14 protein-coding genes are annotated in these 13,526 nt (G+C 69.7%); 10 read left to right on the forward strand and 4 right to left on the reverse strand.

The window, feature by feature from the left end:
• The first annotated feature begins 48 nt into the window (after positions 1–48).
• Complete coding sequence (locus WFH23_RS09835) at positions 49–531, forward strand: Lrp/AsnC family transcriptional regulator (RefSeq protein ID WP_336662386.1); 483 nt, start codon at positions 49–51, stop codon at positions 529–531.
• Between the two features lie 21 nt (positions 532–552).
• Here the strand turns inward: WFH23_RS09835 and zapE are convergent, their stop codons facing one another.
• Positions 553–1,668 carry a cell division protein ZapE gene (gene zapE, locus WFH23_RS09840; RefSeq protein WP_336662387.1) on the reverse strand — a complete coding sequence of 372 codons (1,116 nt, stop codon included), beginning with the start codon at positions 1,666–1,668 and terminating at the stop codon, positions 553–555.
• 68 nt (positions 1,669–1,736) lie between these two features.
• Between zapE and WFH23_RS09845 the strand changes: the two genes are divergently transcribed.
• The 8 genes from WFH23_RS09845 to WFH23_RS09880 all read left to right on the forward strand — a co-directional run bounded on the left by WFH23_RS09845 (position 1,737) and on the right by WFH23_RS09880 (position 9,812).
• Complete coding sequence (locus tag WFH23_RS09845; RefSeq protein WP_176698371.1) at positions 1,737–2,588, forward strand: ParA family protein; 852 nt, start codon at positions 1,737–1,739, stop codon at positions 2,586–2,588.
• Positions 2,589–2,592: 4 nt separating this feature from the next.
• A complete protein-coding gene (locus tag WFH23_RS09850) occupies positions 2,593–3,468 on the forward strand; it encodes a segregation and condensation protein A (protein WP_211648971.1) in 876 nt (291 codons plus the stop codon).
• A complete protein-coding gene (gene scpB / locus WFH23_RS09855; protein ID WP_336662388.1) occupies positions 3,461–4,096 on the forward strand; it encodes an SMC-Scp complex subunit ScpB in 636 nt (211 codons plus the stop codon). The genes WFH23_RS09850 and scpB overlap by 8 nt, the downstream gene beginning before the upstream one ends.
• Positions 4,093–5,115: a pseudouridine synthase gene (locus WFH23_RS09860; protein ID WP_336662389.1), complete on the forward strand. Its 1,023-nt coding sequence runs from the start codon at positions 4,093–4,095 to the stop codon at positions 5,113–5,115. The genes scpB and WFH23_RS09860 overlap by 4 nt, the downstream gene beginning before the upstream one ends.
• The gene (locus WFH23_RS09865) at positions 5,112–6,254 is read left to right on the forward strand and encodes a prephenate dehydrogenase (RefSeq protein ID WP_090151245.1); all 1,143 of its coding nucleotides are present in this window, start codon (positions 5,112–5,114) and stop codon (positions 6,252–6,254) included. The genes WFH23_RS09860 and WFH23_RS09865 overlap by 4 nt, the downstream gene beginning before the upstream one ends.
• A complete protein-coding gene (gene cmk / locus WFH23_RS09870) occupies positions 6,251–7,036 on the forward strand; it encodes a (d)CMP kinase (protein ID WP_336662390.1) in 786 nt (261 codons plus the stop codon). The genes WFH23_RS09865 and cmk overlap by 4 nt, the downstream gene beginning before the upstream one ends.
• Positions 7,036–8,718 (forward strand): ribosome biogenesis GTPase Der, encoded by a 1,683-nt coding sequence (gene der / locus WFH23_RS09875; RefSeq protein WP_336662392.1) that lies wholly within the window; start codon positions 7,036–7,038, stop codon positions 8,716–8,718. Before cmk ends, der begins: the two co-directional genes overlap by 1 nt.
• 191 nt (positions 8,719–8,909) lie before the next feature.
• A complete protein-coding gene (locus WFH23_RS09880) occupies positions 8,910–9,812 on the forward strand; it encodes a DUF817 domain-containing protein (RefSeq protein ID WP_336662393.1) in 903 nt (300 codons plus the stop codon).
• A 91-nt stretch (positions 9,813–9,903) separates the two neighbouring features.
• On the opposite strand, the gene WFH23_RS09885 is transcribed toward WFH23_RS09880, so the two are convergent.
• The 3 genes from WFH23_RS09885 to WFH23_RS09895 all read right to left on the reverse strand — a co-directional run bounded on the left by WFH23_RS09885 (position 9,904) and on the right by WFH23_RS09895 (position 12,762).
• Positions 9,904–10,311: a DUF4190 domain-containing protein gene (locus tag WFH23_RS09885; protein WP_249290770.1), complete on the reverse strand. Its 408-nt coding sequence runs from the start codon at positions 10,309–10,311 to the stop codon at positions 9,904–9,906.
• A gap of 230 nt (positions 10,312–10,541) precedes the next feature.
• Positions 10,542–12,086, reverse strand: a complete 1,545-nt coding sequence (locus WFH23_RS09890; protein WP_200331877.1) for an MFS transporter — start codon at positions 12,084–12,086, stop codon at positions 10,542–10,544.
• 67 nt (positions 12,087–12,153) lie between these two features.
• Complete coding sequence (locus WFH23_RS09895) at positions 12,154–12,762, reverse strand: TetR/AcrR family transcriptional regulator (protein ID WP_336662394.1); 609 nt, start codon at positions 12,760–12,762, stop codon at positions 12,154–12,156.
• Positions 12,763–12,984: 222 nt separating this feature from the next.
• Between WFH23_RS09895 and rraA the strand changes: the two genes are divergently transcribed.
• On the forward strand, positions 12,985–13,455 hold the full coding sequence (gene rraA, locus WFH23_RS09900; RefSeq protein WP_090151234.1) for a ribonuclease E activity regulator RraA: 471 nt from the start codon (positions 12,985–12,987) through the stop codon (positions 13,453–13,455).
• Positions 13,456–13,526: the final 71 nt, after the last annotated feature.

The raw sequence follows: 13,526 nt of genomic DNA on the forward strand, positions 1-13,526 counted from the left end.
CTGCTCGCGAGACGGCGCTTCCCGCTGATCGAAGAGAAAGAGGGCCAGGTGAGTCGAGTTCCCGAGCAGATCATCGATGATCTCGATCGGCGCGTGCTCCGCACCCTGCGCGATATGCCTCGCACGACCCTCGGGGAGATGGCCGAGCACGTCGGTGTCTCCCGAACGACGTTCAAAGCGCGACTCGACCGGCTGTGGGAGAGCGGCATCATCATCGGCCATGAGACGCAGCTCGACCTGGCGTCGATGGGTCTGGAGGTGCAGGCCTGGGTGCAGCTCAACGTGCAGCAGGGCGAGCTCGAACCCATCACCGAGCTGCTCGACGGCCTGCCGCACGTCATCGAAGCGTTCGTCACCACCGGCGGGGCCGACGTGCAGTGCCGCATGGTGGCGAGAAGCACGGCGCACCTGCAGGAGCTGCTGCTCGAGCTGTCGCGGCACCCGGCCGTCACCCGTACGAAGAGCTCGGTGATCCTGTCGAGCCTCGTCAGCCACCGAAAAGTGCAAGCGCTCGACCTGCTCGATCTCTGACGCGCGAGGCGATCCCGCCGGTCATCCGTCCCCGTCGGGATCGCCGTCGCGCAACAGCGCCAGCCGACTGATGGTGCGGAAGAGATCGACCGGCGGGTCGGAGATGTCGACGAGCCCGGCGCGGTCCGTGCGGGAGAGCACGGTCAGCGGCAGGTCGGCATGCACGAGCACGTCGAGCAGCGAGACGAACCGCTGCCGCGCCTCGCGACTCGCCTGCGACAGCGGCGGCACGTCGACGAGCACCCACTGATCGAACTCGGCGGCGAGATCGAGGTAGTCCTCGGCGATCGACGGCGACTCCAGCAGATCGGCGAAGTCGAACCAGACAACCGTCGGAACCGTGAGCTCGCCGTTCGCCTCGCCGCGGCGCACCGCGAGCGCCCGCAGCGCACGATGTCCGCCCAGCACAGTGGTCGACTCGTGCGGGTGCGGGGGTTCGAGCCCGGAGGATCGTGCTGCGCTCGCCGCGGAGCCGGACGCACCGAACGCGATCCAGCGCCCCGAAGCGAAGCCGTGCTCGGCGGGGGCCGCAGGCGACGCGGAGCGGTAGTCGCTGCCGCCGTCGAGCGTGCGCACCGCGAAGTGCTCGCGGATGAGACGCACGCTCGGCTCGACCACGTGGTGGAACACGGGGTTCGCGAGCAGACCCTCCGGTTCGTAGTTGGAGGTGAAGAGCGTCGGGATGCGGCGGGCGACCAGCTCCGCCACGAGACGATTGAGCAGGCTCGCGCCGCCCGGATCGTGCACGTGCAGCTCATCGAAGAAGAAGACCCGTGCGCCGTCGAGCAACTCGGCGACGGTCGCTTCGATCGCGTCTCGGGCCGTCATCTGCGCTCCGAAACGGCGCTGCAGCTCCTGGAAGAAGGTGTGGAAGTGCACGCGGCGCTTCGCGGCCGCCGGCACATCGATCGCGTCGAAGATCTCAGATGCGAGCCAGGTCTTGCCGCGCCCTGCGGGCCCGTGGATGAAGACCCCGCTGTGAGTGCGCGCACCGCCCCACCGGCCGGCCAGCACGGCGATCTCATCGAGCAACTGCTGCTGAGCCCGGTCGAGCAGAATGCCCTTCGCTCCCGCCGAGTGCTCCACTGCGGCGCTGAGCCGCGAAGCGGCGCGGGGTGTCGCTCGCGGATCCGTCACGTTCCCCGATCCTAGCGAGGCGCGCTCCAGGCTAGGATGGAATGTCAGTGAGCGGGAGGAGACCGGGTATGGCGAAACAGGTCGAACTGGGGCCGACCGGGCGACCCGATCGCATCATTCCGGCACCCAAGAAGCTCGACCGCCACGGGCCGGCGCGCATCATCGCCATGTGCAACCAGAAGGGCGGCGTCGGCAAGACGACCAGCACCATCAATCTCGCTGCAGCGCTCGCGCGCTATGGGCGCCGCGTGCTCGCCGTCGACTTCGACCCCCAGGGCGCGCTCTCGGCGGGCCTCGGAGTACCGGCCCACGACGTCCCCACCATCTACGACCTGATGCTCGGCAAGCTGAAGGATCCGCGCGACGCGATCCAGAAGACCGGCACCGCCGGGCTCGACGTCATCCCAGCCAACATCGACCTCTCGGCCGCCGAGGTGCACCTCGTCACGGAGGTCGCGCGCGAGCAGATTCTCGGGAGCGTGCTGCGCAAGGTCGTCGACGATTACGACGTCATCTTGATCGACTGCCAGCCGTCGCTCGGTCTCTTGACCGTGAACGCGCTCACTGCGAGCCACGGCGTGCTGATTCCCCTCGCCTGCGAGTACTTCGCGCTCCGCGGCGTCGCCCTGCTGGTCGAGACGGTCGACAAGGTGCGCGATCGCCTGAACCCCGCGCTCGAGCTCGACGGCATTCTCGCGACCATGTACGACGCGCGCACGCTCCACGCCCGCGAGGTGCTCGAGCGCGTCATCGACACGTTCGGCGACACAGTGTTCGACACCGTCATCGGCCGCACCGTGAAGCTGCCCGACGCGCAGATCGCCGCGAAGCCGATTCTCGACTACGCCCCATCGAACGCCGCCTCAGAGGCGTACCTCAAGCTGGCCCGCGAGCTCGTGCAACGCGGCGCCGTCGCCTAGCGCCATGGTGGTGGACACGGATCCGGGAGCCGCAGCGGCCGGCACGGATCCGGTGCCTGCCGACGATCGCTTCCGCGTCAGCCTCTCGGTCTTCGACGGACCGTTCGATTTGCTGCTCAACCTGATCGGCAAGCACGAGCTCGACATCACCGAGGTCGCCCTGAGCCTGGTCACCGACGAGTTCATCGCCTACCTCGCGTCCATCGAGGGGCAGGGCATCGTCGAGCTCGACCGCGCCTCCGAGTTTCTCGTGGTCGCCGCGACGCTGCTCGATATGAAGATCGCGAGCCTCTTGCCGCAGGGCGAGGTCGTCGACGCCGAAGACATCGCACTGCTCGAAGCCCGCGATCTGCTGTTCGCCCGGCTGCTGCAGTACCGCGCCTTCAAACAGGCCAGTGCCTGGTTTCGGGATCGCCTGGAGGCGGAGAGCGCTCGTCACGCCCGGCAGGTGCCGCTCGAAGCGAAGTACCGCTCGCGCGGGCCGGAACTCGTCTGGACGCTGAGCCCGGGCGACTTCGCCGCGATCGCCACGCTCGCCTTCGCGCCGCGCGAGATTCCGACGGTCGGCCTCGACCACCTGCACGCGCCACTCGTATCGATCCGCGAGCAGGCCGCGATCGTCGTCGCGCTGCTGCGCGGCGGTGTCGGCGCTGACGGCAGCACCGATGGGCGCGGCGGGTCGCGCTCCTTCCGCGAACTGGTCGCCGGGGTCGCGGAACGGGGCGTGGTGGTCGCACGGTTCCTCGCGATCCTCGAGCTGTATCGTCGCGCAGCGGTCACCTTCGAGCAGGCCGAGCCGCTCGGCGAGCTGCAGGTGCAGTGGGTCGGTGAGAGCTGGTCCGACGACGAGCTTGCTACGTTAGGAAACGACTATGACTGACAACGACAGCGCCGCTCCGACCCTCGCCGAGGGGGAGCTGGACGCCGCCCGCAGCGCCCACTCGTTGTCGCAGCAGCTGGAGGCGCTGCTCATCGTCGCCGACGAGCCGCTCAGCGCGGTCGCCCTGGCCACCGCGACCGATCGTCCGGTGCGCGAGGTGCGCGCGGTGCTCGACGCCCTCGTCGCCGAGTTCAACGGTGAGCGCGCCGGCGGCGGTGCAGTGAGCAGCGGTGCCGGATCGCCGCGCGGCTTCGAGCTGCGCGAGGTCGCCGGCGGGTACCGCTTCTACGCCCGCGCGAGCCTCGACCCGATCGTGGCCGACTTCGTGCACCAGCAGTCGCCGGCGCGCCTCTCGCAGGCGGCGCTCGAAACGCTCGCCGTCATCGCGTACCGCCAGCCCATCTCCCGCGGAGCGATCGCCTCGATCCGCGCCGTCAACGTCGACTCGGTGGTGCGCACCCTGCTCGGCCGGGGGCTCGTCGCGGAGGTCGGCAACGATCCGGAGACCGGCGCGATCCTCTACGGCACCTCCGACGCCCTGCTCGGCTATCTCGGCATCGGCGACATCTCGGAGCTGCCCCCCATCTCCCCACTGCTCGAAGAACCCACGGAAGGATTCGACGAATGAACCGCTCGGAAGAGAATCTCGGCGGGTCGTACTCCGTCGACGGCGAGAACATCGAGATCGACCTCGCGGAGTTCGGGTGGGACCGTCCGCAGACGGCGCCGGCCGAAGCCGCGCACGACGATGACGGCCGCATCCGCCTGCAGAAGGCGCTCGCGCACGCGGGCGTCGCATCGCGCCGGGCCTGCGAGTCGCTGATCTCCAGCGGACGCGTGACGGTCAACGGCGAGATTCAGCGCGAGCTGGGCTCGCGCATCGACCCCGAGACCGACGACGTGCGCGTCGACGGGGTGGTCGTGCAGCTCGACGTGTCGAAGCGCTACTTCGTGCTGAACAAGCCGCGCGGCGTCGTGTCGACCATGAACGACGAGAACGGCCGCCCCGATCTCCGCGAGTTCGCCGACGAGGTCGAGGATCGGCTGTACAACGTCGGGCGTCTCGACACCGACACGAGCGGTCTGCTCATCCTCACGAACGACGGCGAGCTCGCGCACCGTCTCGCGCACCCGAGCTTCGGCGTGCAGAAGACGTACATCGCGAAGGTGCGCGGGAGGGTGACGGCTGCCGTGATCCAGCAGCTCAAAGACGGGGTGGAGCTCGCCGACGGGCCGATCCACGCCGATCGCGCGAAGCTGCTGCCGGGCGGATCGGGCGACGCCCACTCGCTCGTCGAGATCACGCTGCACTCCGGCCGCAACCGCATCGTGCGCCGCATGCTCGCCGAGGTCGGGCACCCGGTGGTCGAACTCGTGCGCCGCCAGTTCGGGCCGCTCCATCTCGGCACGCTGCGCGTCGGCGAGCTGCGCGAACTGTCGTCGGGGGAGCGCGGGGCGCTGCTCTCCGCGGTCGAAGACGAGGGATCGGGCGACGGGTCCGGATCCGGAGGCGCGCAGCAGGCCGGGCGCCGGGGCGAGATCACCGCCGGTCGACCCGGCGACGGCAAGGGCGCCCGCGGGATGCGCGGCATGGCGGCGCGCGGAAACCCGCACGGACGCGGCGGACGGAAGCAGGGCGGTCGATGAGCGCCCCTGAAGCTGCGCCGAGCGGCGAGCATCTGCGCGCGGCCGGGGAGCGCCCGGCGTTGGTCGCTCGCACCCGTGGGCCGGTGCACGTCATCGGCGCCGGTCTGCTCGGGGCGAGCGTCGGTCTCGGCCTGCGCGAGCGCGGCGTCGACGTGACGCTCGAAGACCTGTCGCCGACGACCGTCGCGCTCGCCGCCGACTACGGCGCGGGGCGGGTGCGCACCGCCGCCGACGAGTCCCCGGTGCTCGTCGTCATCGCGACGCCGCCCGACGTGACGGCAGATGTGGTCGAGCGCGCGCTCCGCACCTACCCCGACGCCGTGGTGACGGACGTCGCGAGCGTGAAGCTCGCGCCGTTCACCGAGCTCAAGCGACGCGGCATCGACCTGGCGAAGTACGTGGGCTCGCACCCGATGGCGGGACGCGAGCGCGGCGGCGCGATCATGGCGCGCGCCGACCTGTTCGTTGGCAGGCCCTGGGTGATCTGCCGCGACGGCGAGACCCCGGCCGACGCGCTCGCACTCGTCGAAGCCGTGGCGCTCGACCTCGGCGGCGTGCTGATGGAGATGACGCCCGAAGAGCACGACCGGTCGGTCGGGCTGGTCTCCCACCTGCCGCAGGTCGTGTCGAGCCTGCTCGCCGCGCGACTCGTGCCGGCATCCGAGCAGGCGATCGGCCTCGCGGGCGGCGGTCTGCGCGACACGACGCGCGTCGCCTCCAGCGATCCGGAGCTCTGGGTGCAGATCCTCGGCGCGAACAGCGCGCCCGTCGTGGAGCTGCTCGACGCGTTCTCGGCAGATGTCGCCGCGTTCGCCGATGCGCTGCGCGATCCGGCACGCACCGGTGCGCGTCGCCGCATCGCTGACCTGCTGTCGGCGGGCAACAACGGAGTGTCGCGCATTCCCGGCAAGCACGGTTCGTCCGAGCGATTCACCCAGATCACGGTGCTCATCGACGACTCTCCCGGGCAGTTGGCGAAGTTGCTCACCGAACTCGGAGAACTGGGCATTAATATGGAAGACTTGCGCCTCGAGCACTCGCCGGGCGCCCAGATCGGTTTCGCGGAGATCGCGGTACTGCCGGAGGTCGCCGAACGAGCGGTCGCCGATCTCGTCGAACGCGGATGGAGGACGCTGTGACTGATGCTGCATCAGCTGCCGCTGCGCTGACCGTGATGACGGGCGCGGCGCAGGCGGAGCGCGCCCAGCAGACCGAGGCGCCGAACGCGGCCCCCCTGCTCGTCGCGATCGACGGGCCGGCGGGCAGCGGCAAGTCGAGCGTCTCGCGCGCCGCCGCGGAGCGGCTCGGATTCGGGATCCTCGACACCGGCGCGGCCTACCGGTCGCTCGCGTGGGCGGCCGTCGAGACCTCCGCCGACCTGGACGACCCGGCCGCGGTCGCCGCGATCCTCGACGTGTGGACGTACGCGATCACCCTGCGCGGTCAGCAACGAGTCACGGTCGAACTCGGCGACGGCGTCGTCCGCGATGTGACGACCGCGATCCGCGCCCACGACGTGAGCGGGCTCGTCAGTCGAGTCTCGAAGCACCCAGAGGTGCGCGAGCGCTTGAACGAGATGTTCCGGCGGATCGTCGCGGAGTCGGGGCTGCCCGGTGTCGTGATCGAGGGTCGCGACATCACGACCGTGGTGGCGCCCGACGCGCCGGTGCGCGTGCTGATGACCGCCTCGCCCGAGGTGCGCGCGCAGCGTCGCGCTGGCGAGCTCGACGGGCTCACCCACGCACAGGTGCTCGCCGACATCGAGGCGCGTGACGCCAAGGACGCGCAGGTCGTCGACTTCTTCACCCCAGCCCCCGGGGTGACGCTCGTCGACACGAGCAACTTGAACTTTGCACAGTCCGTGGAGGCTGTGGTTGAAATCGTACGAGCGGCGCAAGGCGTCGCGGAAGAGAGCGAATGATGAGCGAGCAGAATCCCGGAACGGGCGCCGAGCACGAAGGCGCGGCGCGGCCGGAGTCCGAGTTTGACGGAGCCGAGTTCGACGGCCCCGAGGTCATGCAGGTGAACCCCGATGGCAGCCAGGTCGCCGCGGCCCCCGAGTACGACGAGGCCGAGACCTACGCCGCGACGGTGAACGATGCCCCCGTGCACGCCGCCGGCGACGGTGAGGTCGTCTTCGGCGAGGGCTTCGACGCGAGCGTCACCGACGAGGAGCGCCTGCGCGCCATGCGCTCGAACCTCGAAGGCTTCGACCTCGAAGACGACGATGTCGCGATCATCAGCGATGACGGCGAGTTCCTCGGCTTCCGTGAGCCCGTCTCCGAAGCGCTGCCGGTCGTCGCGATCGTCGGCCGCCCCAACGTCGGCAAGTCGGCGCTCGTGAACCGCATCCTCGGCCGCCGCGAGGCCGTCGTCGAGGACGTGCCGGGCGTCACCCGCGACCGCGTCACCTACCAGGCCGAGTGGGGCGGCACCCGCTTCAGTCTCGTCGACACCGGCGGCTGGGAGCCCGACGCGAAGGGCATCGACGCGTCGGTCGCGCTCCAGGCCGAGGTCGCGATCGAGCTCTGCGACGTCGTCATGTTCGTCGTCGACTCCCGCGTCGGACCGACGGCCACGGACGAGCGCGTCGTGCAGCTGCTGCGCCGCACGCACAAGCCCGTCTTCCTCGTCGCCAACAAGGTCGACGACGCCGTGCTCGAGGCCGAGGCCGCCCAGCTGTGGTCGCTCGGACTGGGTGAGCCCAACGCCGTCTCGGCACTGCACGGCCGCGGCGTCGCCGACCTGCTCGACGCGGTCGTCGAAGCACTGCCCGAAGAGTCGGCCGTCGCACAGCCGAAGATGCTCGGGCCGCGCCGCGTCGCACTGCTCGGTCGCCCCAACGTCGGCAAGTCGAGCCTGCTCAACAAGGCGGCCGGCGAGGAGCGCGCAGTGGTCAGCGACATCGCGGGCACCACGCGCGACCCGGTCGACGAGCAGGTCGAGATCGCCGGTCGGGTGTGGACGTTCGTCGACACCGCAGGCATCCGACGCCGTGTGCACCTGCAGAAGGGCGCCGACTTCTACGCATCGCTGCGCACCGCCGCAGCGCTGGAGAAGGCCGAGGTCGCGGTCGTGCTCATCGACGTGACTCAGGAGATCTCCGACCAGGATCTGCGCATCATCGACCTCGTGCTCGAGTCGGGGCGCGCACTCGTGCTCGCCTTCAACAAGTGGGACATGCTCGACGACGACCGTCGCCGGTACCTCGAACGCGAGATCGAGCAGGATCTCGCGCACGTCGACTGGGCGCCGCGCGTCAACATCTCGGCCCGCACCGGGCGTCACCTCGAGAAGCTCGTGCCGGCCCTTGAGACGGCGCTCGAGTCGTGGGACACGCGCATTCCGACGGGCAAGTTCAACGCCTTCGTCGCCGAGCTCGTGCAGGAGCACCCGCACCCGCTCCGCAGCGGCAAGCAGCCGCGCATCCTGTTCGGCACGCAGGTGCAGAATCGCCCGCCGACATTCGTGCTCTTCACGTCGGGCTTCCTCGACCCGCAGTATCGCCGCTTCATCCAGCGCCGCCTGCGCGAGCGCTACGGCTTCGACGGCAGCCCCATCGTGCTCAACATGCGCATCCGCGAAAGGCGCCCGCGCCCGTAGGGCGTCGGCGCCGCAGCGCCTTCTGCTGGTGGTGATGGTGCCAGCGTGAGAAATACGGCTTCCGTGAGATCGCCACGCCGGGTGTGCGTCTCACGGAAGCTGAATCTCGCACCGAAGCGAAGCGACATCTCGCACCGGAGCGAAGCTGCGGTGAGCAGCAGCGTTCAGCCACGGGGCGGTAGCCTCTGAGCATGTCGGCACCAGGGCACTCCGGAGAGGATTTCGGCGACGCTTCACCGCAGCGTCAGCTCACCGGGCTCGAGCGGACGATCGACCGCGCGGCGCACCGCCTCCTCGCAGGCAAGCCCGCGAGGGGCGCCCGGGCGGTGCTCATCGAGGCCGCAGTGTTCCTGCTCAAGCAGGCTTGGGCGTGCATCTTCGGCGCGCTGATGCTCGTGGTGATCGTCGCCGCGCGCCTCTGGTACCCCGACGACGCCGGCCTCGCCCGGAATGACGCGATGACGGTCGCGGCCGTGGCGATCCAGATCGGCATGCTGGTGTTCCGCCTCGAGAGCGGCCGCGAACTCTGGGTGATCGTGCTGTTCCACATCACGGGAACGGTGATGGAGCTGTTCAAGACCGATGTCGGATCATGGGCGTACGCCGCCGACGGGGTGCTGAGGATCGGCGCCGTGCCGCTGTTCAGTGGGTTCATGTACGCGGCCGTCGGCTCGTACATGGTGCGCGTGTACCGGCTGCACGACCTGCGCTTCACGCGGTATCCGCCGATCTGGGCGACCACCGTCGTCGCGGCCGCGATCTACGCGAACTTCTTCACGCACCACTACATCTTCGACGCCCGATGGATCCTGCTCGCCAGCGTCGTGCTGCTCTGGGCCCCGACCGTGATGCACTTCCGCATCTGGCGGGCGACGCTCAAGGTGCCGCTCCTGCTGATCTTCGTCGGGGTCGCGCTGTTCATCTGGATCGCCGAGAACATCGCCACCCTCTCGGGTGCCTGGCTGTACCCGAGTCAGACCGACGGGTGGGAGCTCGTCTCCGGCCAGAAGATCGTCTCGTGGTTCCTGCTGATGATCATCTCGGTGGTCATGGTCACCTGGGTGTACCGGCCGAAGCGTCCTGAGGTCGCGTAGCCAGCGTCACCTGGCAAGCCTCTCGCGAACGGCTAATCGCGACCGGCTTCTGGCGGCCCGTCTCTCGCGACCGCGCCTCGCAGCCGGTCGCTTACGCCGCGAAGACGAGCGCGAGTGCACCGAATCCGAAGACCGCGACCGCGACGATGCCGGCGAGCACCCAGAGTGCGAGCATGACCGCGTTCAGCCAGACGCCCCAGAGTGCGAGGGCGCGATCCTGCGTGCCGCGGCGCAGTGCGAGGATGCCGAAGACGAGGCCGGTGATGGGGGCGAAGAACGTCCAGCCGCTGACCACCGAGGCGATGCCGAGCACGAAGCTCGTGATCGAGAAGGCGCGGGAGTGCTCGTTGATGTTCACCGGGCCGCTCGGGAACGGCTCGGATCCGTTCGACGCGGCGCTGCTCGCCGCGAGGGGCGTGGTGTCGGTGACGAGCGGGTACGTCGGTGCCGTGCCGGACTCGGAGGCGACGGTGGTCTCGGGGGTGATGGTGGCGCTCATGGCGACTCCTCTCGTGGGCGGCGAACCGGGTGTTCGTCCGTGATACCTCAACGGTAGGTCGGAGCGGGGTACCGCCACATCCGCCCGGAGTATCGCGCGCATAAGACCCCGGTACCGTGTCGAGCGGCACCGGGGTCAGGGGCGGGTCAGGGTCGGGCCAGGGGTCGCACCGGGGTTCTACCCGGGGTTCTCCCCGGGTTGCACTCCGGGGGAGCGCTCAGGGATCGAACTCAGTGCGAAGCCTGCGACACGTCAGTGCCCTTGGGGGTCATCACGAATACGGCCACCGCGACGGCGAACATGACGAGGCCGCCGGCGATCCCGGTGGTCTGCATCGAGTGGGTGAAGGCGACGCCGGCCTGCTGCGCGAGCTCGGGGAGGCGCAGCTCGTCGGCGATGGAGACCGCGGCGCCGAGCGATTCCTCAGCCTGGCCTGCGAGTGCGCGATCCACGCCCTGCAGCGCACCCGATGCGATGAACTCGGCCCGGTAGAGGAGTGCCGAGACGCTGCCGAGAATCGCGACGCCGAGCACGGCGCCCAGCTCGTACGAGGTCTCCTCGATGGCGCCGGCGTTGCCGGCCTTCTCCTCGGGGGATCCGTGCATGATCATCGCCGAGGCGATCGCGAGCGAGCCGGTGCCCGCGCCCACGAAGCAGAGCGCGATGATCACGGTGAGCGTGGTGAGCGTTCCCGGCTGCAGACCGATGATGAGCATGCCGACACCCGCGAAGCCGAGGCCGCCGGCGAGCACGGAGCGCGCCCCGATGCGGCGAGCCAGCGCCGGGGCCGCGAGCGAGGCGAGCGCGCCGGTGATCGCGATCGGGAAGAGTCGGATGCCCGCTTCGACCGGGGACGCTCCGTCGACGAGCTGCAGCCACTGGGCGATGAGCAGCAGGGCGGCGATCATCGCGAACGTCGAGCCGAGGGCCGCGATGGCGCCCGCCGAGAAGACGCGGTTGCGGAAGAGGCTGAGGTCGAGGAGCGGTGACGCACTGCGCAGGCAGCGCACCACGAACCAGGCGAGCAGGGCCGCGCCCGCGGCGAACGCGACGAGCGCCTCGGGCACGAGCAGGCTCGCCTCCTTGCCGAACGTCTTGATCGCCCAGACGAGAAGCGTCATGCCGACGAGGGAGAGCGCCGCGGCGAGGAAGTCCCAGCGGCCCGTATGCGCGACGCGCGACTCGGGGAGGATCGCGATGCCAGCGATCACGCCGACGAGCATGAGCGGCACATTCACGAGGAACGCCGCGTGCCACGAAAAGTACTCGAGCAGCAGCCCGCCGAGCAGCGGGCCGACCGCGGCGCCCAGGCCGGAGACGGCAGCCCAGATCGCGAGGGCGGTGGCGCGCTCGCGGGGGTCGGTGAAGATGACGCGGATGAGCGAGAGGGTGATCGGCATGATCATCGCGCCGCCGATGCCGAGGATCGCGCGGATCGCGATGACGGACTCGGCGTTGGTCGCGAACAGCACGAGCAGCGACGCCGCCCCGAAGATCGAGTAACCGAGCAGCAGCATGCGCTTGCGGCCCCAGCGGTCGGCGATGGCCGCGAACGAGACGAGCAGGCCTGCGAGGACGAGCGAGTAGACGTCGATGATCCAGAGCTGCTGGTCGGAGGTCGGGTGCAGCTCGGCCGCCATCTCGGGCAGCGCGATGTTGAGGATCGTCATATCCATCGTGATGACGAGCAGGCTCGCGGTGAGCACGCTGAGAGCAGCCCAGCGGCGGGCCTTGCTGAGCGGGGCGAACTTCGGTGCGGTGCGCTGGTCGGACATGGTGGTCACGGTCTTTCCTCGGGTCTGTGTTCGGTGTTGCGTGCGGTGCGGGGGGAGCGGAGCTGAGCTACGAGTTCGCGGATCCAGGCACCGGCATCGTCATGAGCGCACGCATGATGCGCGTGAGCTCGTCGCGGCCGAGCGGGGTGCCGGTGAGCCCGGCGTGCATGGTCGCCCCGTCCATGAGCACGGCGATGGCGACAGCGCGCTCCTCGCCAATCTGCGGCGAGAGCCGCTCGACGAGGCGCTCGGGCCAGCGCAGTGCGAGCGCGCGCAGTCGGGCGTCGGTCATGCCGCTCGTCATGAGCGCGATGTCGGCGTGCACCGTGCGCGGGTCTTCGAGGTAGGCGAGCATTTCGTCGATGATGGGCTCGGGGCGCTCGACCATCGTGGCGACGAACGGTTCGAGCCGCGCGATCGATTCGTCGATCTCTTCGGCGAGCTGCTGCAGGGCGCACTCGCGCAGGTCGTCGATGGAGCTGAAGTACTGGGTGGTCGAGCCGAGCGGCACGGAGGCGCGCTTCGCGACGGCGCGGTGCGTGAGGGCGGAATGCCCCTGTTCCACGATGATCTCGGTCGCGGCCGCGAGGATCGCGAGGCGTCGCCCCTCCGGATCCCGACGGCGGGGAGCGGGCGGGCCAGCGGGTTCGACTGCAGGTTCGTGCGAGTGCGACATGGCGGCTCCTTTCGTGGACGCGGGGGACGGCGGGTATCGGCGGTGGACGCCGCAGGACCTTACTGTACATGTGTACATGTACGTTTGTACAGCAGTGATTTCGGGGACGGATTGCGAACCATTGCCAACCCCCTGCCAATGTCGCAGGTTGCAGGTAACGTGATTGGCAAGCGTCGGCACCATGCCGGCCGGCCCGGAGACGGGCACGAGGGGAGTAACGAGATGGCGCAGATCAGTACAGCCGACCTCTACGACGAACGCGGCAGCGAGCTGCGGTCGGTGTCGCTGCAGTTTCAGAACATCGGCGGCATGACCGGCTTCACCGGGCCGGTGCGCACCGTGCAGTGCTTCCAAGACAACTCGCTCATCAGGCAGACGCTCTCGAGCGACGGGCACGGCGCAGTGCTCGTCATCGACGGGGCGGGGTCGCTCGAGACCGCACTCGTCGGCGACCAGATCGCCGAGCTGGCCTGCGACAACGGATGGGCGGGGCTCATCGTGAACGGCGCCATCCGCGACCGCGTGGCGATCGGCACGCTGCCCTTCGGCGTGAAGGCGCTCGGGTCGAACCCGGCGAAGTCGACCAAGACCGGTGCCGGCGAGGTCGACGTGCCCGTCGAGATCGCTGGCGTGACGTTCCGCCCCGGCGCCACGGTGTGGTGCGACGACGACGGGATTCTGGTCGAGCCCTGACCGAACCCCGACCGTGGCTGACCGGTCGCTGCCCGGCACGCTCGCACCTGCCGGGCGGCGAACCCGGTTGA

The organism is Leucobacter sp. USHLN154 (genome assembly GCF_037145595.1).
Classification (GTDB): Bacteria; Actinomycetota; Actinomycetes; order Actinomycetales; family Microbacteriaceae; genus Leucobacter; species Leucobacter alluvii.

Bases quoted from the DNA above. Each gene is read 5' to 3' on its own strand.
- der (WP_336662392.1), top strand. From the start codon at position 7,036: ATGAGCGAGCAGAATCCCGGAACGGGCGCCGAGCACGAAGGCGCGGCG.
- WFH23_RS09890 (WP_200331877.1), bottom strand. From the start codon at position 12,086: ATGTCCGACCAGCGCACCGCACCGAAGTTCGCCCCGCTCAGCAAGGCC.
- WFH23_RS09880 (WP_336662393.1), top strand. From the start codon at position 8,910: ATGTCGGCACCAGGGCACTCCGGAGAGGATTTCGGCGACGCTTCACCG.
- WFH23_RS09850 (WP_211648971.1), top strand. From the start codon at position 2,593: ATGGTGGTGGACACGGATCCGGGAGCCGCAGCGGCCGGCACGGATCCG.
- WFH23_RS09865 (WP_090151245.1), top strand. From the start codon at position 5,112: ATGAGCGCCCCTGAAGCTGCGCCGAGCGGCGAGCATCTGCGCGCGGCC.
- WFH23_RS09885 (WP_249290770.1), bottom strand. From the start codon at position 10,311: ATGAGCGCCACCATCACCCCCGAGACCACCGTCGCCTCCGAGTCCGGC.
- WFH23_RS09895 (WP_336662394.1), bottom strand. From the start codon at position 12,762: ATGTCGCACTCGCACGAACCTGCAGTCGAACCCGCTGGCCCGCCCGCT.
- scpB (WP_336662388.1), top strand. From the start codon at position 3,461: ATGACTGACAACGACAGCGCCGCTCCGACCCTCGCCGAGGGGGAGCTG.
- WFH23_RS09845 (WP_176698371.1), top strand. From the start codon at position 1,737: ATGGCGAAACAGGTCGAACTGGGGCCGACCGGGCGACCCGATCGCATC.
- rraA (WP_090151234.1), top strand. From the start codon at position 12,985: ATGGCGCAGATCAGTACAGCCGACCTCTACGACGAACGCGGCAGCGAG.
- WFH23_RS09860 (WP_336662389.1), top strand. From the start codon at position 4,093: ATGAACCGCTCGGAAGAGAATCTCGGCGGGTCGTACTCCGTCGACGGC.